The organism is Streptomyces sp. SP18BB07 (genome assembly GCF_036322545.1).
Classification (GTDB): domain Bacteria; phylum Actinomycetota; class Actinomycetes; order Streptomycetales; family Streptomycetaceae; genus Streptomyces; species Streptomyces deccanensis.
The window spans coordinates 148495-170254 of record NZ_JAQYWT010000342.1 but is presented as its reverse complement, the minus strand read 5'-3'; the positions used below and the strand labels follow the sequence as shown (position 1 = coordinate 170254).

At 65.0% G+C, this 21760-nt stretch carries 10 protein-coding genes; 5 read left to right on the top strand and 5 right to left on the bottom strand.

What is annotated here, in order from left to right; translation table 11 throughout:
- Positions 1 to 22 precede the first annotated feature (22 nt).
- On the top strand, positions 23 to 1216 hold the full coding sequence (dndA, locus tag PUR53_RS31750) for a cysteine desulfurase DndA (protein ID WP_329910477.1): 1194 nt from the start codon (positions 23 to 25) through the stop codon (positions 1214 to 1216).
- Positions 1217 to 1223: 7 nt separating this feature from the next.
- Here the strand turns inward: dndA and PUR53_RS31745 are convergent, their stop codons facing one another.
- A complete protein-coding gene (locus PUR53_RS31745; RefSeq protein ID WP_329910476.1) occupies positions 1224 to 2660 on the bottom strand; it encodes a DNA phosphorothioation-associated putative methyltransferase in 1437 nt (478 codons plus the stop codon).
- Between the two features lie 1390 nt (positions 2661 to 4050).
- Positions 4051 to 4470, bottom strand: a complete 420-nt coding sequence (locus tag PUR53_RS31740; protein WP_329910475.1) for a transposase — start codon at positions 4468 to 4470, stop codon at positions 4051 to 4053.
- Between the two features lie 366 nt (positions 4471 to 4836).
- Here PUR53_RS31740 and PUR53_RS31735 point away from each other — a divergent pair, with 366 nt between their 5' ends.
- Positions 4837 to 6270 (top strand): PIN domain-containing protein, encoded by a 1434-nt coding sequence (locus tag PUR53_RS31735; protein WP_329910474.1) that lies wholly within the window; start codon positions 4837 to 4839, stop codon positions 6268 to 6270.
- A 199-nt stretch (positions 6271 to 6469) separates the two neighbouring features.
- On the opposite strand, the gene PUR53_RS31730 is transcribed toward PUR53_RS31735, so the two are convergent.
- Complete coding sequence (locus PUR53_RS31730; protein ID WP_329910473.1) at positions 6470 to 7750, bottom strand: DNA sulfur modification protein DndB; 1281 nt, start codon at positions 7748 to 7750, stop codon at positions 6470 to 6472.
- A gap of 292 nt (positions 7751 to 8042) precedes the next feature.
- On the opposite strand from PUR53_RS31730, the gene PUR53_RS31725 reads away from it, so the two are divergent.
- The gene (locus tag PUR53_RS31725) at positions 8043 to 8168 is read left to right on the top strand and encodes a hypothetical protein (protein WP_329910472.1); all 126 of its coding nucleotides are present in this window, start codon (positions 8043 to 8045) and stop codon (positions 8166 to 8168) included.
- 354 nt (positions 8169 to 8522) lie between these two features.
- On the opposite strand, the gene PUR53_RS31720 is transcribed toward PUR53_RS31725, so the two are convergent.
- Both PUR53_RS31720 and PUR53_RS31715 read right to left on the bottom strand, forming a co-directional pair.
- On the bottom strand, positions 8523 to 9653 hold the full coding sequence (locus tag PUR53_RS31720; RefSeq protein WP_329910470.1) for a DUF6907 domain-containing protein: 1131 nt from the start codon (positions 9651 to 9653) through the stop codon (positions 8523 to 8525).
- 211 nt (positions 9654 to 9864) lie between these two features.
- Complete coding sequence (locus PUR53_RS31715; protein WP_329910469.1) at positions 9865 to 10044, bottom strand: hypothetical protein; 180 nt, start codon at positions 10042 to 10044, stop codon at positions 9865 to 9867.
- A gap of 1262 nt (positions 10045 to 11306) precedes the next feature.
- Between PUR53_RS31715 and PUR53_RS31710 the strand changes: the two genes are divergently transcribed.
- Together PUR53_RS31710 and PUR53_RS31705 are read left to right on the top strand one after the other, a co-directional pair.
- Complete coding sequence (locus tag PUR53_RS31710) at positions 11307 to 15095, top strand: LamG domain-containing protein (RefSeq protein WP_443080381.1); 3789 nt, start codon at positions 11307 to 11309, stop codon at positions 15093 to 15095.
- Positions 15096 to 15196: 101 nt separating this feature from the next.
- The gene (locus PUR53_RS31705) at positions 15197 to 21745 is read left to right on the top strand and encodes an RHS repeat-associated core domain-containing protein (RefSeq protein ID WP_329910467.1); all 6549 of its coding nucleotides are present in this window, start codon (positions 15197 to 15199) and stop codon (positions 21743 to 21745) included.
- Positions 21746 to 21760 lie beyond the last annotated feature (15 nt).

Below are 21760 nucleotides of genomic sequence, written 5' to 3'. Positions count from 1 at the left end.
CACGCTATCGTACGTCAGGTAAATGACGTACAGGACGTGCAGATTAACGCTCAAAGGTGGATTGGGTTCGATGGTGACGTACCTCGATGCGGCGGCGACGACGCGCGTGGACCAGCGGGTGGCCGATATCGTTCTGCACTGGATGACCGCGGAGTACGGCAACGCGGGCAGCCGTCACGAGTACGGCATCCGGGCCAAGCGCGGGGTGGAGCGGGCCCGTGAGTACCTGGCCGGCACAGTGGGCGCGGAGCCTGACGAGCTGATCTTCACCAGCGGCGCCACGGAGAGCAACAATATCGCCCTGCTCGGGCTCGCCCCCTACGGCGAGCGCACCGGCCGACGCCACATCATCACCTCCGCCATCGAGCACAAGGCGGTCCTCGAACCGCTGGAGCACCTGGCCGGCCGGGGGTTCGAAGTCGACTTCCTCACGCCCGGCCCCTCCGGCCGGATCTCGGTGGAAGCGGTGATGGAACGGCTGCGGCCGGACACCCTCCTGGTGTCTCTCATGCATGTGAACAACGAGACCGGTGTGATCCAGCCGGTTGCCGAGCTCGCGCAGCAACTGCGGGCCACCCCCACCTACCTGCATGTGGACGCTGCCCAGGGGTACGGCAAGGTACCCGGCGACCTCACTACCCCCATCGACATGATCAGCATCAGCGGGCACAAGATCGGTGCTCCCAAGGGTGTGGGAGCGCTGGTCACCCGCCGCCGCGAGGAGATGGACGACGAGCGTGTCCCCCTCGAGCCCATCCTGTTCGGCGGCGGCCAGGAGCGGAAACTGCGTCCCGGTACCCTGCCCGTTCCTCTGATCATGGGGCTGGCCGAGGCGGCGAGGATCTTCGAAGCCGAGCACGCCCAGTGGCAGGCCGCGGCCCAGGATCTGCGTTCCCGGCTCCTGGCCGGGCTTGCCTCGACGAGCTTCCAGGTCAACGGCGACCAGGAGCACGTCGTTCCGCACATCCTCAATCTGTCCTTCGAGAACGTGGACGCCGAGGCATTTCTCGTTACTCTCAAAGACCTGGTTGCGGTCGCGACCGGCTCGGCGTGCACCAGCGCCTCCTTCACGCCCAGCCATGTGCTCCGTGCCATGGGCCTGCCCGAGGAGGCGGCCTCGCAAGGCTTGCGCTTCTCCTGGACCCCCGGGCAGGCAACAGACTTGGACGTGGAGGAGCTGGCCCGAGGGGTCGCGAAGCTGAAGCCGGGCTATTGAGATTCCCTCATTCACCTGCGCGGATGAGGCGATGCCCGCGCAGGGCCCGTCCGCAGCGGGCGAGTTCGCTCTCCCACCCATTCTCGGTGCCGATCAGGTGTGGGTGCGCGTACAAGCCGGCCCGCACCTCGGCCTCGGTCAGCCGCCGATACTTGGCGGCGTCCGGATCGTCGGGGTGGAGAAATTCGTGCTTGCGGTGCAGCAGTGGGCGATTCTCGCGGCTGCCGTACGAGTGATGGGAGGTCTCGGACGTTGTGAGGTCCACCTGATAGGACGTCAGCAGGCGAGGATGAGGGTCGCAGTCGAAGTCGGGATAGTCCAGCCAGCTGACCGCTCGCCCTCGGTGGCAGAGCTTGAGCACCGTCCATGCCTGCGGGCGCCCGGCAGCGATCGACGCACAATGCTCATACAGCCGCAGCACCGTGGGCATCCGCTCCACAGCACGCCGATGGACGTACAGGGCGGTGGGTGTCAACTTGCCCACCGCGGAGGCGTTCATCGCCCCACGGACGTAGGTGTCGTCCCGCAGCTTGAGCAGTAGCCGATCTGCACGCTGGCATGCCTCTTTGTAGGACGAGAAAAACGCCCGGATGTCCAATTGCACAGTCAACGGCAGGCTGGTGAACGGCCCCCGGCCATTGAAGAGCTCGACCGCGAGGAACAGCAGCGTATTGAGGGTGGTCCGCTTGGCGCCCTCGTCCACCTTGGCTGGGTCGGCGGATTCACGCACGAGCCGGTTCACCTCGGCCGGACGCAGATGTCCCAGCAACTGGGCAGTGGGCAAGGGCATCTCCTCCAGCCGCGGTGGCCGCCCTCGACGCTCCACATGGTCAACCAGCGCGGCAATCGCGGAGGTCGTGTCGTCCGAGGCCAGCCAGTGGTCGTCGGCGATGATGCGACGTGCCAGGTAGCTCAGCCGCGCTGTGTCGTCCTTGAAGGCGTAGATGATCCCAGGTGAGGCGGAGACGGCACGGACCCCCGTGACTTCTTCGACGTACGTCCGTAGCTCGCGGGTACCGTACAGGTGTTGGAAGGTGTTGCGCCGGGTCAACAGGCCGTCACCGAACTCCTCGCCGCTGACCTTCGACCGCTCCCAAGTCAGGCGCGCGGAGACGATCAGGACTGTGCTTGCCAGTTCCCACGCACGCTGAAGGGTGCGGCGCCGCTCAGAGGGGTCCTCGATCACGTTCAGGACATAGGTCAGCAGCACGACCGGGCACGGTTCCAAGCGCACATCCGGCTGGTAGAACGGATCCCAGCCGGCCGCTTCACACCCCATGTGCTCCAGCGCGCGCACATCCTCCCCACGCCCGCACCCATAGTCGAGCACCGCACTGCCCGGCAGGATCTGCCCGTCGACGACCGCCTGGCGAGCAGGAACCGAAAGCCCACCCCTGCTGATCGCGGTCAGCCGACGGTCGCTGCCCCAGCCACTCTGGCCCATTGATCACGTCCTCACGCACAATCAATTGACAGACCCGGCTGCATCCACGAGACGGCCGTTGAACACCCTGACCGCCAGAGACCGCCGGGTACGTTTCAGCCCCGGCGACATGACCGAGGTCAGCGGTCCACCGGGGCTTTCGCGCTAAGGATAGCTCTGGCTGACAGCCGAGGGGGCCTTTTTGCGCTCGGAAGTTCCTCGCCCCACGACTGCCGGGGCGAGGGCATCCGGGGTGCCTGCTGCGCCATCCGCCTTAAGGCCAGGAGATATTCTCTGGAAGGTGCATCAGCCTGCCGTCCTGGATCTCCCAAACATTTTTGAACGCCGCGCAGCGGGCGAGGACGTCGGAGCCATCGCGCTCCAACTGGTGAGAGCGTGTGGTGGCCAGGAACATCCGACTGGGGCGCTCAGACGTTCCCGGTACGGCAGGCTTTGAGTAACGAGCGGTGCCAGTGTTCAGCAAGAACGGGCAGCCAACGGATCTGTCTGTTGCTGCAAAGGTTGCACACTCAACGTGCATGGGAGGATCCAGTGTCAGGCGAAGCCGAATCACTGACGGGCCGCCGATAACTGCACGCCAGTAGCGAAGAGGGGCACCGCACAAACCGCACAGCTCGTCGCGGATGCACTCCAGGCGTCGAGCACCGTCCAGTTCCGTGAAGTCGGGGCGGCCATCGGGGCGAATTGCTGTGACGTAGGTGATCGGGTAACCCCTGTGATCACGAGGGCGGTTAGCCAACCACTTCGGCAACGGGGTACGAATTCTTTTGGTCGTCGGGTTATCTGGAGTCATGTGTGAAACTCCCGTATTCTTGATGTTTATCAATCAGTTCGCAGGCGCCTGTGTCAGCAGTCAGATTTCTGGTCCTCGTGGGAGGTTTTCCTTCGCTGGCGAGCCGGTTTTTCTAATACCCCTACGTTGGCATGGATTGGATCAAGTAATCCAGTCCTTCGTGTCTGCCGTGAGCGATAGAAGAGGGCCTGCGCTGTACGCGATTAATTGACGGTTCGTAGGAACGCGTGGCAGGAGTGTGAGCGCGCTGCGCAGCAGCGATCGCTAAACCGAGCGCGACGAACTGACTTCGCGGGTTCCGGTGGGATGGCCGTGCTCAGCTCGGTGGTAGGCCCGGGGAACCTGGTCAGCGCCGCGGTGCTGGCGCCGGATGGGCCGCGCAGCGAATGGTGGTCATCCTGGCGGCGGGGTGGGCGGGTGGTCAGGTGATGAACTGCTGACAGTTGCTGCGGCGCTCGGGCTGCAGTTGATGCCGGCGAACGCCTTGCTGAGGTACTCGCGCTTCGCGCATGCTTCGACATGGCCCAGTGGTCCGCTGGCCGGGCGACCCCGCGAGCATCAATCGAGTTCGGGGTGGCGAACGCGCAATCTGTCGGCTCAGCCTTCCCAGGTTCGAATCCTGGCGCCGCCACGCTGGGAGAGACCCCCTGGATCAGGGATATGACCTGATCGGAGGGGGTCTTTCAGATGCAGGTGCTCGATGATGAGCGCTCTCACCTGGGCCGGGTCGGGTCGAGCTGCGCGGAAAGCCGAGGCCGTCCGCAGGACCTCGTTCGCCCGGCACAGCTCGCGCATCTCGCGGCGCAGCTGGGCCAGCTCCTCCTTCTCCTCGGTGGTGAGCAGGTCGTCCCGTTCGCCGGCATCCGCCTCGGCCTGCTGGATCCAGCCGCGCAGGGCCCCGTGATGCACGCAGAGCTCCTCGACCATGCGACGGATGACGCGCTTCGGTTCCGAGGTGCGGTACCTCCGCACCGCACGTGCACGCAACTCCAGCAGGTATGTCCTGGGGGCAGGCATCGTCAGATCTCCTCTCACGAGATCCATCTGACTGCTGTCACCCCTCCTCGCATCTCGGGGGGACCTCAAGTGGTGATCGGGGGCAGACACTGTTTTCTTCAAGGCAGCCTCAGGGGAAACCGCAGGTCAACAGCCCTCGAACCGCCCTGACTTTCACGGCGCCTTCAACAGTCTGCTTGATCGGCCTTGACCGCGTCCCGGAGGTGGCGGGCGCCAGCGAGCAGATGGAAGCCTGTCTTGACGAGGTCGGGCGAATGCCCGATGTAGTGCAGGACGGCCGCTGCGCGCACGGCATCGAAAACACCCGGGCTTCCGCTTCCCACCTCTGGGATCATGAGTACGTACTTTCTGGGGGAGGGAAGCATCATGACCACGGCACGGGGCATGTTTGATGGATTCGAGGCATACCGCACACCGTCCGATCGCGACTACCGATCGGCCCTGCAGCATGGCCTCGTTGTCCTAGACACCAACGTTCTGCTCGACCTGTACCGCATGAATGGGCGCGTCCGCGAGGACATGCTGACCGTCCTCAAGACGATCTCCGAGCGCCTGTGGGTCCCCCACCAAGTGCTGGTTGAGTTCTGGCGCAATCGACAGAGTGAAGAGCTCATCACCTACCACGACAAGAAGGCCGCTACCGCAGCGGAGATCTTGAAAAGTTCCATAAACCGGTCACGTAGTGCTCTGGAAGAGTGGGCTAGGAATGTTCACATAGGTGACAACACCGACATCGTTTCACCGATGTACGAGAAGCTCGATCGCGCAGAGAAGCTCTACCAGGAAATCGAGGAGAGGCTGGAGCGCCAGGCCACCAAGGATAGAGTCCCGGGGATTCGCAACACACACACCGACCCGGTGATCACTGTCCTGGAGCAGCTCCTCGATCAACGTGTCGGAGTTCCCTTCCCTCCGAAGCAACACGCGGAGGAGGTGCAGCGCGCTAAGGAGAGAGCTGACCAGCAGATACCACCTGGATACAAGGACTTTGAGAGCGGAAAGAAGGAAGACGATGAGGCGGCGGGGGATTATCTGGTCTGGCGTCAGCTCATGGACGCTGCCCAGAGTCACGGGAAGGATGTCCTCTTCGTTACTCGGGACCTGAAGGAGGACTGGTGGCGGAAGGCTTCTGCTAAAGCCGTTCGGCTTCCGCGTATCGAGTTGGTGAATGAGCTGCGTGACCTCACTGGTCTGCGACTCCTTATGGTCGAGCCCAGCACTCTGATGCAGCAGGTCAGTAGGGTATTCCAGCTCGAAAAGCAAGTTGACCGGAACTCGGTCGATGCCTTGCGACACCTGGAGGCAGCCGAAGCCGACGCCGACGAACTGCGCCACGCCGCAACCCGCTCTCGCTACCGCTTAGCCAAAGTCCCCGGCGGCCGCAGTAATGACTACGTCGAGACGCTGTGGCTGATGGCCCAGTTGGTTGAGGAGAACCCTCAACTGAAGACCTGCCTTGAGAAGTTCATGGAGTTCTTCACGAGCGTCACACTTGAACCCGAGGCGCGCAAAAGACTCATGAACCTAGTTTCCCTTGGATTGTCCGTCGTCCAGGGAGGGCAGATCTCTCTCACCGCCTACGGTCGCAAGTTCGTCGAGAACCGCGACGCGCAGTTGCTGCGCCGGCTTTTCATGGAGCGCATCTTGGGAGCCCAGGAAGTTCGCCAGCTGCTTGACGAAGGAGCCTCAGTGGCTGAGGTGAGGCATCTGTTGGATGAGCAGCCCGACCTTGACCTCAGTGCTACCCAAAGCGAGCTTCTTCTACGGTGGATGGGAAAGCTGGACCTCCTTTCCACCTAACTTGGCGCAACAGAAACCTGGAGGCGCAGGTTCCGTCATCGATCTGTCTTATGCGACGTGTCTTGCCGCTATCTCAGTGCTGACGGCTGGGGTTGTGCGTCGCCGGCGGCGATGAGCTTCGAGCCCGCGAGCGCCGAGCCGGAGAGCGCCGCCCGGCGTCAGCCCTGAACGTGGGGTCCGCTGGCTCTGGTTGCTGTCGTCAAGCGAGCGGGTCCGGGAACTCGAACGTTGACTCGTCCTCTCCGCGTGCCCTGGCGACGCGCTCGCGCAACTGATCGATTTGATTGGTGGGCAACTTGTCTCCGACCACCATGTAGGTAATCAGGTCAGCGGCGAGGTTGTAGTTCTCTTTCTTCGTCAGGATGTTGTGCGCGGAGTTGATGAGGACGTCGCGCCACAGAGGAGCGGTGAGCTTCCAGTCGAGCTCGTAGGTCCGTTCTACGGCATCCTCAAGGAGCAGGTCGGGTTCGGCCGCCTTGAGGATCTGGGAGAGCGCCTGGAACAGCACGATATGGGTGGCTGGCTTGAACAGCAGCCCGTAGTCGGCGTCCTTGGCGCGCAGCTCGGGGAGCAGCTTGGTGTTGTCCCGGCCGTACTTGAGCTTCGGCATACCGTCCAGGACGGTCGTCCACCAGCCCTCAACGTGCTCGTATCCCTGGTCCAGGGTCTCCTCTGAGGGGCGAACGTGGGTCTTCTTCTCGTTCAGTTCGTCCGCCATGTCGTAGTGCTCAGCGATGATGCGGACGGTCTCGTAGATGGCACTGAGGGTGGTGAGCTGGGTGCTGCGTTCGGCGATCGTGTTGTTTCTGTAGTTGACCAGCGACTCGTTCTTGTGGTTCTTGCCAGCCAGCGGACCGTCGCCATCCGCCAGGCGTCGGGTCAGGATGGCGAACCCGTCGTCCTCACTGGTCAGGATGTTGTCGCCGCGACTGGTGTTCTTGGCGTAGCGGTTGACCTTGTTGAAGATCTTCCGCGTGTGCTGCGTGCTGATGCGCGGGACGATGATGACGGTTACCTCGTCGTCCCCGACATCCTTAACGTAGTCACCCTCGACGGTGCGCATGAGGTGCACCTCCCGCAAGGCGGCGAAACGGTGTTGACCGTCGAGGATGATGCGCTCGCCGCTGTCGATGGTCAGGAAGCCAAAGGAGTCCTTGGCCATCGTGGACCGGTACGCCTTCGGTAGGTTCTTAGCCACCTCGCTGAACGACTCGAACTCCGGTTCCTCCTCGGCGTCTAGCAGCAGGATGATGGCGCCGAAGAAGCGGTCAGGAGAGTTGGCCAGGTACGGGGCGATCTCGGTGCGTACGCGGTAGTCGTTGAGCTCGCGCTGGAGTCGTTCGGTCAAGCCGCTGGTGGCCCATTCCTCCTGCTCACTCGCTGGGCGGGCGACCTGGACAAGGTCGCTCACCTTCATGGTGGTCACGTAGTACGGGGTCGATCCCATCTTGGCTCGGATCGCGGTGTGCAGAGTGGGCATGTCAACTCCCTTGGATTTCATCGCTGTTCTGCGGATAGCCCGCCAACTGTTTGTGATCCTAGCGGAGTTGTTTGCGAAAACAGTGCCAGACGGTGTACTGATGGTACGTCAGCGCTGACGGATGCACGTGGGATGGGACGCCTCCACGGGGACGTGTGTACGTTAAATAGTTGACGTACGGATAGAGTAGTGTGACGTTCGCGTCGCAAGGTCCTCCCCTCAACTGGCTGAACAGCAAGGGCTGTTCAGCGTGGCGCCCTGAAGGACAGGGCTGGAGGATAGGAGGCGCGAAGTGGCAGGTTTCGATGAAGGGAAGCCCCGTCGACCGTGGACCGGACCCGAAAAGGCTCAGGTGATCATCGGTGTGATCGGGCTGGCCATTGCGCTTGCCGCCATCGTGGTGCAGTACGCCTCCTAGGCAACTAGGAAGCGTCCACACGCGAGTACGCCCGGCCGCGGCGGGCCGCTGGATATGCAGCGAGCCCGGCCTCGAACAAGGCGACCGGGCTCGTGTTACTGCAGGGAGGGCCTGGCTCTGGCACGAGCTGGGCCCTTCTCCCTCTCTGGTACCCAGCCAAGTTGGGCGGCTACCTACAAGTAAGGACTGTACACCAGGTCAAAAGATCGAGGTAAGGTATAATGTCGGCCGCCAACGGCGGCGTAGACCCTGTGTCGTGCTGGGTAAGGCTGACTACTGCTCTGATCAGGGGTTGGTCCCAGGCCACGGGCCGGCGGTGAGGTCGCCTGGCCCGGGCCGTCTATGAGGTGTCGCTCAGGCGACCTTGGGCGGGGTCACTCCCTTGCCGTGACCCTCGGAGATCCGGCGCGTGCGGCGCTTCTCCGCCTCCTCGTCGGCCGCCGCGATCTCCGGGTCACCCTCGAAGTCGCTGGCCGCCGACTCCGCGGCGATCTCGATCACGGCCTCGAACTGATCGGTGAAGGCGCGCATCGCTGCCAGCACCTCGCGGGCCTGCGTGGGAGTGAGCGAGCCGCACGAACCGCCGTAGTCCAACCAGACCTGGGTACGACGGCCGTACGCCTGCGACCGGTAGCCGAGCACCACGGCCCTGGCGGCGAGGAAGGGAATCTGCTCGTTCTCCGCGGGGAGGGTGTTGTCGTCGATGTCGCGGTGTGCGGTCTCGACGGGAGCGGTCATCCATCCGCCGAGCCCATCATCAGGGGTGAGAGTTTGCTGGGCCGGGGTGAGTGACCGCTTCGCGGCGGCGACCCGACGGCCCTGGATGAGTTCGGCGATCATCGTTGTGGCGAAGGTGGCGGCGTATTCGGGCGTGTACTGCTCGGGCAGGGTCTTCTCCATGGACTCCGCGACCGCGGTGGGCAGGGCGCCGATGACCTTGGCGAAGCTGGGCATGTCAGGTTCGGCGGTGGGCCGCTGGGCCGGGGTGCCACCGCGCGGACTGCGGGCGACCTGGGCCAAGTCGCGGATTCGTCGGCCGAACACGTCGAGGTTCTCGGCGAAGACGTCGGCCTGGTCGGGCGTGAAGAACCTTTCCTCGCCACTGCCGTCCTCGACGCATACGTAGGGGGCGCGTTCCTTCGGGTCCACGGAGAACAGGTCCTGGCCGAGGCGCGCGTAGGCGAAGAGCACGTCGTCGCCGCTGTTGAAGGCGTGCGCGTACAGGTCGACGTGTTCGCCCGAGTGGTCGACGTCCTCAAGGTGCGTCGTGTTCTCGCCGGCGTGGTCCTCGATGCACCACGATGTCGGGCAGGCGATGGGGACCTGGACCCCGTTGACGAGGGCGGTCACGACGGACAGGGCAGCGAGCTGGGAGCCGTGCCCGGTCTCGCGCTCGTGGGTCTCAGTGACCGGGGCGACGCGGAGTTGGGTGGTTCCCGGGGGGCTGGTGGTGTCGTTGATGGGCTCGATGTTTTCGATGGACATGTTGCGTACTCCTTTGGGCAGTTCGCTGCGTTGTCGTTTCGAAGTAGTCGCGCTGGTGGGAGTGGTCGAGGCGGGCCGTCCCCGTTAGGGCGGTGTCACCCCGGATGCCGGTTGCTGCCTGGCGGGCGGAGCGTATGATGCGTCTTTTCGTCTGGCGGGGTGCCGTCCGAGGCGGGTCTCCCCGCCCGCGCCCGGACGGTGGCCCACGGGGCTACGCGGCGGAGGCGAACGCGGCGATCCGCGCGGCGGCCGTGACGTACTCCGCCTTGCGCGGCCGGTAGACGGCGGTCAGGGTCGACACCTGCGCGAGGCTGTGGCTCGAGACCGTGCGGGTCTGGCGGGCGCGCCCACCGGCGACGGTGCGGCGGGTGCGGGCCTGCTCGGCCGGCACGACGTCGAGGCGTCAGCCAACTGCGGTTGCGGAGGGGCCCAAGTCCGGAGGCTGCCGCGTCGTCTGGGGGCTGGATGAAACGATCCGTACCAATCGGCGGGTTGGACGAGCAAGGTCGCCTCGCCCGCACGCCGGAGGGCCTGTGGAAAGCCGACAGCCCGGTGATCTGGTTTCTTTTCACCCGTGTTGCCCGTCTCGGTGGCCAGCCGGTGGCCGGACGCCTTTGGACGACGTAACAAGCGGTAGCACAGGTCAAGCAGCCGCACATGCTCTGATCAGGCAGAACGGCACACGGCAGCATGGCCAGGCACTGCACAGCACGAACGCTCACGGTCTCGTAATGCGTAGGTCTCGGGTTCGAATCCCGAAGGCGGCTCCATGGTGAACCCCAGGTCAAGCCTTTGACCTGGGGTTTCCTGTTTTCCTTGACCTTGGATATCCGACGAATCGGGCACTGCTGGTCTGCGCATCGAAATGCGTAGGTCGCCGGTTCACAGCTTGTGTCCGGTTTTCGGTGCGCCGCTGTGACCTGCGACTTCATGGTCCTGAGGGCTTCTGCATCGAATTTCGGAGTGATCGCTGGTGGCCATCCGGTGGCCATTTGTGCAGCGCGCGTGCAGGGAGCATCCGCTCTCGGCCCTGCAGGTGCTGTCTCAGATGCCCCGTCTCTTGTGCAGTCTGAACAGTGGAGACACTTGCCGTGGAGTCCTCGGCGCCGGTGTGAAGCGGCCCGGTCGCAGGTCGCTTTACCTCTCGTGCGGCACCGTTGTGGCCCTGCTTCACCCAGCCAGGCACTGTCGCAAGATCTGCACCCGATGGCATTCGACTCAAGGGTGGGTTGACCATCGCCACCCGTAACAATGCGCTACGGCATTTGAGTTGCCGCTTGGCCTGTTTCTGCTGTGCCGTGTTGCCAGTCTGTCGTGAGCGGTAGTTGAAGGTTAAGGAGCTCATCGAGGCAGAGCGGCCCTGCTGTGGCGGTAGGGGTGTTTGCTCGAGCGGTCGTTGAAGAGTGGCGTGTTCTATGCGTTTGACCTTCATTCGCGTGCGGAGAGTGAAGATGTGTGGCGTTCGAAGGTTCGCCCGACTGGTCGGTAATCGCCCGCTGTCGTCCCAGCTCAGAGGTGATCCGACAGTCAAATTTGTGATGCAGGTCACGTTGACGTTTGGAACTGAGGCCGCGTTAGATCGCGGGATCTATGAAGGTTCTGTGACTACGGGGTGGGTTCGTGGGGTTAAGGCGGGGGCATCGTCATGTTCAAATGCGAAGAGGTAGTTCACGTCGTGTAGCCGGGGGGCTCTCGGCGGCGGCGATGCTGCTGTCGCTGTTGCCCGTTGTGTCGATCGCGAGCGTCGGCGATGCGGCGGCCGCAGTTCCCACATCGGCGCTGACCGAGCAGTCGGCCTCGGAGCGTGCGGCGGCGACCGGTGAGCCAGTAGAAGTGCCGTCCGAACGGACCGAGTACACGACGACCGTGGCGAACCCCGACGGCACCTTCACCCTGACCCAGTCCACACAGCCGCAGCGCGCGCGGGCCGAGAACGGCACGTGGCGGGACGTCGACGTGACTCTGGAAAAACGTTCCGACGGGACGGTCGGGCCTAAGGCCGCCGTGGTGGACATGGCCTTCTCGGGCGGCGGGGACGGAGCAGGGTTGCTGCGCCTCGGACGTGAAGGCCAGGAGCTGAGGATGGGCTGGCCCACCTCCCTGCCCGCCCCCACGCTGGACGGTGCCACGGCGACCTACGCGAACGTGCCGGTCGACGGGGTGGACCTACAGATGACGGCGACCGCCGAGGGCTACCGCGAGGTGCTCGTGGTGAGGTCCGCCGAAGCCGCTGACAGCGCTGAGCTGGAGCACATCAGCCTTACGGCCACAGGGTCCGGCCTGAGTGTCGTGCCTGGTGAGGGCGGTGGGCTGCGTGCTGTCGACGCTGACGGAAACGCGGTGTTCCGGGGGCCTGCGGGACAGATGTGGGACTCGGCGGGAGACGATGCGGCCGCCGGGCCGCAGACCCAACTCCTGTCCAAGACCGCTGGCTTGGAAGCCAAGGCCGAGACCGCTGTCGAGGATCTCTTCCACCCCGGTGAGGGGGACGCCTCGGCGGAGTTGCCGGTGACGGTGGGGGACGGCACCGTCTCGGTGAAGCCGGACCTGGAACTGCTCCGCGGCCAGGAGACGGTGTACCCGGTCTTCATCGACCCGCCCGTGGGGCTGGGTGTCTCCGAGTGGACGAAGCTGTCGTCGGACGGGGACAAGTTCTGGAAGTTTACCGAGCCCAAGGGCGTCGGCCGGTGTGGTGTCGCGGACGGTTACGCCTGCGGTTCCGGCTACACGGACCGGATGTACTTCGAGTTCGGACCGGGCAAGCTGGCCGGTAAGCATGTGTTGGACGCGACGTTCCGTGCGTACGAGACCTGGTCGTTCAACTGCACCCCGTACTGGGTGGACCTGGAGCGCACGGACAACATCTCGGAAGGCACCCGCTGGCCCGGTCCCAAGCAGCTCGACCAGATGGGCGACAAATACGTTTCGGCGGGCCGCGGCGACCTGTGCAGCCCTGAACAGCCGAACGCATGGGTCGAGTTCAACGACAACCCCGCGGAGTCGGACGAGAATCTCGCCTCCACTGTGCGGGCCTTTGCGGCGGGCAAGTTCCCCCGGCTGACGCTGATGCTGCGGGCCAAGGACGAGACCGAGCCGCGTGCCTGGAAGCGGTTCGACAACAACGCGGAACTCAAGGTCTGGTATGTGCACAAGCCGGGTGTGCCGACCACCGTGGGCGCGATCCCCGGGACCGGCAACAGGACAGGCCCGTGCCGCCCTTCGTCGGACCCGCTGACCGTGACGGTGCTTGCGCCGACGATTCACGCGAGGGTGCAGACCCTCGTGCAGCCCGGCGCGGACGAGACGACGCCCGCCCTGCAGGCCGAGTTCGCCATGCAGCGTTCCAGCAACGACACGGCCAAGGGGACTTGGTCGCAGGTGTGGAGCGGGTACAGACCGGATGAGGGATGGGCGACGGACGGTGATCTTCTGCAGATCACCACGACGAACCGGGCGGACGGAGGGCTCTATCGATTCCGTGCGCGTACCCAGTCGCACTGGAGCTATGACGGCCGGTCGGGAGACCTGTTCTCGCCGTACTCCTCCTGGTGCTACCTGCGGATCGACTCGACCGCGCCCAAGGCGCCGACCATCGTGTCGGGAGGGCCGTACAAGGAGTGCACGGTCGATGCCTGTGCTGCGAACGGCGCCCCGGGGGTGGCGGGTACCTTCACCTTCGGGCCCAATGCCGCCGACAAGGATGTGATGGCCTACCGCTGGCGGTTCCTCGCCACGGGCGCGAGTGGGGCGAAGCAGGTCAATGCCTCGAAGGCCAACGAGCCGGTGACGCGGAAGGACATCACCCCGGGTCTGTCCGGTACTCAGACCTTGTCGGTGGAAGCCAGCGATCTCAAGCTGGACAAGGACGGGCGCGTGCGTTGGGGACCGCCGGCGGAGTTCGTCCTCAAGGTGGGACTACCGGCAGGGCCGACGGGCCGTTGGCGCTTCGACGACGGCACGCCGGGATCGAAGGTGGTGGAGGCCCAGGACACCGGCGAGGCCGGAACACGCCACAAGGCCGTCCTGCGTGACACGGCCGGCACCGGTTGGTCGACGATGGCGCGCCGTGGGGCGGGTGACTACTCGCTCTGGTTGAACGACAGCGTGGACCCGGCCAAGCAGACCGGCTACGCGTCGACCGAAGGACCCGCCGTCAACACCCAGGACTCCTTCACCGTGTCGGCATGGACCTACCTGACGGACGCCTCCGCGAACAGGACGGTGTTGTCCGCGCCCGGCGACCGGGGGTCGGCGTTCACTCTCTACTACTCGTCCACGTACAAGAAGTGGGTGTTCAACCGGACCGACCAGGACAAGGACAGCCCGGTCTACATCCGCTCGGTGGCCGATGAGGCCAATCCTCCGCTGCGGGTCTGGACCCACCTGGCCGCGGTCTTCGATGCGAAGAAGGACGCCGACAAGACCAACGACACGATCCAGCTGTACGTCAACGGGAAGCCGCAGGGCGATCCGGTCGTGCTGTCCGACGCCGCGTCGACGTACACGCCCTGGGCTGCGGACCGGAACCTGATGTTCGGAGTCTCTAAGGTCGGCGGTGCGTACGGCGAGTATTTCCGCGGACGGCTGGACGAGGTCGCGGTATGGCAGGAGGCACAGCAGCCTGAGCAGATCCGCGAGGAACACCAGCTGAAGATGGACGATGTGCCGACCAATGAACTGGTCGCACACTGGGACGCCACCATCTCGTCCGGTACGAAGGTCTCGGAGAGTCCGGAAGACCCGGATGACCCCGCCAGCACATCCTTCCCTTATCAGCGAGGTGGTCTGACACTGGCAGGCGGCGCCGGGCTGACCGGAGAGGACGCCACGGCGCTCGTACTCGACGGCGCCTCGGGTTACGCCTCGCGGACGGGGCCGGTGATCGACGAGGCCGGATCCTTCACTGTGTCCGCCCGCGTACGACTCAACAGGGCATTGCTGGAGTCGAAGCCGGACGGCTATCGAGGACTGGTCGCGGCACAGGCGGCCCCGGGGGGCAAGGAGTCCTCCTGGGCCCTGTGGGTGGAGAAGGCCGCAGACGGCCTCTACCAGTGGAAGTTCGGCCGCACGGCAGTCGACTCCACCGGAAAGGTGGTCGACAGCGCACTCGCCGTGGCCCAGGAGCCGGTCGGTGCCCACGAGTTCGGCACATGGGTCGATGTCACGGGGGTCTTCGATGCCGCGCAGCCCTTCAGCGCTGGTGACGGGTCGGAGCGTTTCGGGGTGACCCAGTTGTACGTCGGTCAATTCCCTCAGCAGAGCGAGGAAGACGCCGGGCTGGAAGCCGCTCAGCAGGGTTCGGGCGCGCTCTCGGTGGGTCGGGGTTCGGCGGGCGGTACCACCGGCCATTACCTGCCGGGTGACTTGGCGAAGTTCCGTGTGTGGTCAGGTGCCATGCCGAAGGAACGGGTACAGAGCCAGATCTCCGAGCCGTCCACGTAGCTCTCGCGGGCCCGTCCCAGCGGGCCTCCCTGCTCTCTCTTCCATTGACCTTCAACGGTGCGCGGCCGTTTAGCGGAGCCGCCGCCGCAAGGAGACTTGTCATGACCCAGTTCGCCCCAGGCTCGTCCGGAGCGGGGACAGCCACATCTGGCAGACGCGTCTGGACGAGGCGCATCGCCTCGGTGGTGGGCTTCGCCATGTTGCCCGGCCTGCTGTCACCGGTCGCGTTCGCGGCTGAAGTTGACCCGCTCGGCAGGCCGGATCTGGAAGCCCCGAAGGCGACCAAGGTCTCCCCGTGGACGGTGAAGACGAACAAGAAGGTTGCGGCGCTGGGGGAGAAGATCGAGTCCGCGAACCGTGCTGCGGCGAAGCGCGCCGGTCAGGACAGAGCACGGAAGGTCACCTGGCCAGGCAGCGGCTCGGCAACGCTCTCGTTGTCCGCATCGGGTAGAGCCAAGGGGACCCCCGGTTCGTTGCCGGTTTCGCTCACCGAACCGAAGGCTGCCAAGGGCAAGAAGCAGCCGCGCACAGCCGATTCGGTCAAGGTCGAGGTCCTCGACCAGAAGACCGCCGAGAAGCTCGGCATCAAGGGTGTGGTGCTCAAGGTCACCGGGCCGAAGACGGGCGGGCAGGCCCGGCTGGGTGTCGACTATTCGGCGTTCGCCTCCGCCTATGGCGGTGACTGGGGCGGTCGTCTCAATCTGTTGAAGTTCCCTGCGTGTCTGCTCAGCGACAGCGGTACGGGTAAGTGCCGTGCTCCCAAGCCACTGGTTTCGGTCAACGACCGTGCGGAGGAGCACCTTTCGTCGACGCTGGCGTTCAAGCCGGCTGCGTCCCGCGCTGAGACGACGGTCCTCGCTGTGGCCGCCGGTACCCAGTCCGGCGGCGGCGACTACAAGGCGACTCCCCTGGCGTCCTCCTCGACCTGGGAGGCGGGCGGTTCGGCCGGCACGTTCACCTGGTCCTACCCGCTGCGCACACCGCCGGCCGCGGCCGGGCCCGCCCCCGGTCTGTCGATCTCGTATGACTCCGGCGCCGTGGACGGCCGTACCGCCAACACGAACAACCAGAGCAGCCAGGTCGGCGAGGGTTTCGACCTCACCTCCTCCTACGTCGAGCGTAAGTACGGCTCCTGCGACGACGACGAGCAGGACGACAAGTTCGATCTGTGCTGGAAGTACGAGAACGCCTCCCTCGTGTTGAACGGCAAGGCGACCGAGCTCGTCAAGGACGACACCACCAAGCGGTGGCGCCTGAAGAACGACGACGCCTCCACGGTCACGCACTCCGTCGGTGCCGACAACGGCGACGACGGTGACGCGAAGACCGACACCTCCGCAGGTGACAAGGGCGAGTACTGGACGGTCGTCACGGGTGACGGTACGAAGTACGTCTTCGGCCTGAACAAGCTCGACGGGGCGGGGACGAGCGACCGTACGCAGTCGGTCTGGACCGTCCCGGTCTTCGGTGACGACTCGGGTGAACCCGGTTACAGCAGTGGCAGCGGCTTCTCGGGGCGGGAGAAGAAGCAGGCCTGGCGGTGGAACCTCGACTATGTCGAGGACACGCACGGCAACGCGATGAGCTACTGGTACCAGGCCGAGACCAACCACTACGACATGCTCGGTGACGACACGACCGGCACGGAGTACGTTCGCGGCGGCTACCTCAAGGAGATCCGTTACGGCCAGCGCAAGGACTTCCTGTTCTCCGCCACCCCCGCCGCCTCGAACAAGGTCGTCCTCGACTACTCCGAGCGCTGCGTCGACTCCGGCACGGGCTGTGACTCGCTGACGAAGGACACCCGGGACAACTGGCCCGACGTCCCGTTCGACGCCGTCTGCAAGAGCGGCGACAAGTGCACGGGCAACACCGGACCGTCGTTCTTCACCCGCAAGCGACTGACCGGCATCACCACGTACGCGTGGAACGCGGCGGCGTCGGCACCCGCGTACCAGGCTGTCGACAACTGGGCGCTCCAGCACGGCTACCCGGACCCGGGCGACACCGGTGACTCCGCCGATCAGTCCCTCTGGCTGAAGCAGATCAAGCACACCGGCAAGCGTGGGACCGACCTGGCGCTGCCTCCGGTGACTTTCGAGCACACGCTGCTCCCGAACCGTGTCGACGGCCAGCACGACAACATCCTCTCCTTCGACAAGCCGCGCCTGAAGAAGATCACCTCTGAGGCGGGCGCCGAGACGATCGTGTCGTACATGGAGGGCGACTGCGTCTATGGGCAGACGATGCCCAAGGTCGACGAGAACACCAAGCGCTGCTACCCGGTCTACTGGTCGCCCAACGGGGAGAAGACTCCGATCCTCGACTGGTTCCAGAAGTACCCGGTCTCGTCCGTGCTTACTTTGGCTCCCCACGGGGGCAAGGAGGCGGTCCAGCACACCTACGAGTACTCGACACCGGCCTGGCACTACAACGAGGACCCGTTCGTCCCGGAGAAGGAGCGCACCTGGTCCCTCTGGCGCGGATTCCAGCGCGTCACGCACCTGACAGGCACCAGCGACACCGCCCAGCTGAAGACGGTCACCGTCTACATGCAGGGCATGAACGGCGACCGGGTCCTCGGCACGGACAGCAAGACGCCGCACCCGGACAACCGCAAGTCGGCCTCGGTGACGGGCATTCTCGCCGGCGCGGCCACGGACCGTGATCAGTACGCCGGCTTCGTCCGGGAGAGCGTCACCTACAACGGGTCCGCCGAGGTCTCCGGAACCATCAACAGCATCTGGTCCGAGAAGACCGCCACCCAGCACAAGTCGTACGCCGACACCGAGGCGTACATGGTGCGGGTCGCCAGCAAGACGGACCGCACCCGGGTGACGACCACCGGTACGGCCGTCAACCGAGCCCATCGGATCGCCTACACGTACGACGACTTCGGCATGGTCAGCACGACCGAGGACGAAGGCGACGCGGCCGTCACCGGCGACGAGAAGTGCACCCGCACCTGGTACGCCCGCAATGCCAAGAACGGCATCAACTCCCTTGTTTCCCGTAACCGGACGGTCGCCAGGACGTGCGCCACGACGGATTCGGCCCTCGACCTCCCGGCGGACACCACCCGCCCCGGCGACGTCATCTCCGACACTGCCACGGTCTACGACGACGCCACCGCGACGGCCTGGTCGGCGGCGCAGGAGCCGACGAAGGGCGAGGCGGTCTGGGCAGGCCGCGCCAAGTCCTACGGCAGCGACGACGCCCCCACCTGGCAGAAGGTCGCGACGACGACGTACGATGCGCTCGGCCGTCCGCGTCTGATCAAGGACACCAACAACGCACTGGTCACGGACACGGCCTACGTTCCGACGGATTCCGGCCCGCTGACCTCCAGCAGCGTCACCAACATCAAGGGCCACAAGGTCAAGACCGCCGTGTCGTTCGCGACTGGTGCGCCGCTCAAGGTGATGGACGCGAACGACAAGATCACCGAATCCGAGTACGACAGCCTCGGCCGTGCCACCAGCGTCTGGCTGCCCAACCGCCTCAAGGGCCTTAACCAGAAGCCGAACTACGTCTACGCCTACAACATCACCAACTCGGACCTGTCCTGGATGTCGACCGGCGCCATGAAGGGCGACGGCTCCGGCTACAACACCACGTACGAGTTCTACGACAACCTCCTGCGCACCCGGCAGGTCCAGACCCCGACCCCGGTCGGCGGACGCCTGATCTCTCTCACCCAGTACGACAGCCGCGGGCTGGCGGTCAGCACACAGGGCGACATCTGGGACAACACCTCCGCCCCCTCAAGCAGTCCGGCGCAGACCGAGGGCAGCCAGGCCCCGATCCAGACCGACACGACGTTCGACGGCGCCGGCCGCGCCACCAAGACGGTCACGAAGACCCACGGCGTGACCCGCTGGACCACGGAATCCACGTACACCGGTGACACGGTCACCACGTCCGCCCCACCCGGCGGCCAAGCCACCGCCGTGGTCACCAACACCCTCGGCCAGACGACCGAACGCCGCGAATACGCGGGGCCGACCCCGACGGGCACGGACTACACGACGACCAACTACACGTACACGGACGCCGGTCAGCAGGAATCCATCACCGGCCCGGACAAGGCCGTGTGGTCATACACCTACGACCTGTTCGGCCGCCAGATCACCGCGACCGACCCCGACAAGGGCACGGCGAAGTCGGTCTACGACAGCCTCGACCGGGTCGAGGCGTCCTTCAACGTCGAGGAGGAGAACAAGAAGCTCCTCTACGGCTACGACGAACTGAACCGCAAGACCGGCCTGTGGCAGGGCACGAAGACGGACGCGAACAAGCTCGCGGCCTGGACCTTCGACACGCTGGCCAAGGGACACCTGGACACGGCGGTCCGCTACGACGGTGGATCGGTCGCGCCGGGCAAGGAGTACACGAAGAAGATCACGTCGTATGACCCCCTGTACCAGGTCAAGGAGAGCCAGCTCCTGCTCCCCGAGAACGATGCCCTGGTCGCGGCGGGCGTACCGAAAACCTTGTCGTTCGCGACGGGTTACCGCCTGGACGGCACGATCAGCATGACGTCCCACCCGGCGGCGGGCGGTCTGCCCGCGGAGCAGGTCAGCTACGACTACAACGCGACCGGGCAGCAGATCGCGTCGACCGGCACGACCGGCTACCTGCAGGGCGCGACATTCGCCCCGCAGGGCGATCTGCGTCAGCTGGCCCTGGGCAAAGACGGGGCGGACACGGCGGAGAAGGTGTACCTCAACTGGGAGTACGAGAAGGGCACACGCCGCCTGATCCGCTCTTTCGTCACCGACGACGTACACGGCTACATGCCGCAGGAACTGAAGTTCACCCAGGATGACGCGGGCAACGTCACGTCGATCTTCGACGCCGCAACCCAGGGCGGCACCGCCAAGCCCGACTACCAGTGCTTCACCTACGACGGCCACCGCCGTCTGACCGAGTCCTGGACCCCGAAGACGGCCGACTGCTCGGCTTCGGGCCGTACGATGTCGAACATCGACGGCGCGGCCCCGTACTGGACGTCGTACACGTACACGGCGGCCGGCCAGCGTAAGACAGAGACCCAGCACACCGGTACGGGCGACAGCGCGACGACGTACACGTATGACGACACCAGCGTTGACGGCGACAAGAAGCCCCACACCCTGGACAACACGACCGGTGCCAGGGCGGCCGCCTACGACTACGACGCGAACGGCAACACCACATCCCGCCCCGGTCCGGCCGCCAAGCAGTCGCTCCTCTGGAACGGCGAGGGCAAGCTCGCCAAGACCACCGAGGGCACGGCGGAGACGAGCTACCTCTACGACGCCGACGGGGAGTTGCTGATCCGCCGCGCGAAGGGCGACGGCGACACGGTTTTGTACCTGGGTGGCACGGAGGTCCGCCTGACGGTCAAGGGCACGACGAAGACCCTCTCTGGCACGCGCTACTACACGGCCAACGGCCAGACGATCGCGGTCCGCACGGCAGTCGCCGGCACCGCGGGCTCGAAGCTGAGCTTCCTCGCCTCCGACCATCACGGCACGTCCAGCCTCGTTCTGGATGCGACGACGTACGCGGTCACGAAGCGGTACACGTCACCGTTCGGGGCGCCGCGGGGAACGGCGACGGGCCCCTGGCCGGACGACAAGAGCTTCCTGGGCAAGCCCGCGGACGTGGGCACGGGGCTGACTCACATAGGGGCGCGTGAGTACGACCCGAAGACGGGCCAGTTCATCAGCGTGGACCCGTTGCTGGAACTCGACAAGCACCAGACCCTCAACGGCTACACATACAGCATCAACAACCCCATCACCTTCTCCGACCCGACAGGCCTCGGCCTGAAGTGCGGTGGTCCGAATGATCCAGCCTGCCCGACGCGCCCTGACGGCTCAAAGGGAAACGGGCGGCCCAACGAGGCGGTCGACTACAGCAAGAGCGGCGGAACGGCGAGCAACGACAGTACCGGCAACACTGCGGCAAACGAATCAGATTGCTCACAGATTTGGTGCATGGGGTTGATCCAGGGGCCGCTGGATACTGATTACGTCGTGCGCGGAGATCTGTCGAATCTAGGTAAATTTCCCCCCGCCTTCGATTTCGGCAGGCTAATCAAAGGCGTCAAGCATTTTTTGACCTGGGAATATCGTCCTGGCTGTTATGGGGTCGCGAGCAATGGGGGGATAGGTGCCAAGTGTGAACTCAAGGTCGGGACGTTTGAGATTGGGCCTGGACTCGGAAGGGGGAAGGGGGCAGGACCCCTGCCTGGCCCCAGGAGGATTCCTATGGGGTTTGCCAATGCTGCAGAGTTCCAGAAATTTAGAGGTGAACTGCGTTCCGGCCTCAAGGATGCTGGATTTAAAGAAGGGGCTGTTATATTCCAAGGAAGTTCGGTGACAGGGAAGAGTTTCAAGAGCGGTCGCCCCTTTGGCTCTCACAGTGACTACGACATTGCCCTGGCTGGAGGGGACTTGTGGGAACGTGCCAAGAGTGCTGGCATCCCGTTGCGCTCTGGCGGTACGCGCACTGGCCCTCTCAAGGGGGCGGACCTGGAGAAAATGGGACTCGGAAGCCTTCGCGAGAGCCTCTCGGGGACGGCCAACCGTGAGGTAAACTTCATGGTTTATGAATCGCCCGCAGATGCCATAATGCGGGCCCCAAGTATCATCGTGCCTTGAGTGTCGCAAGGAGGG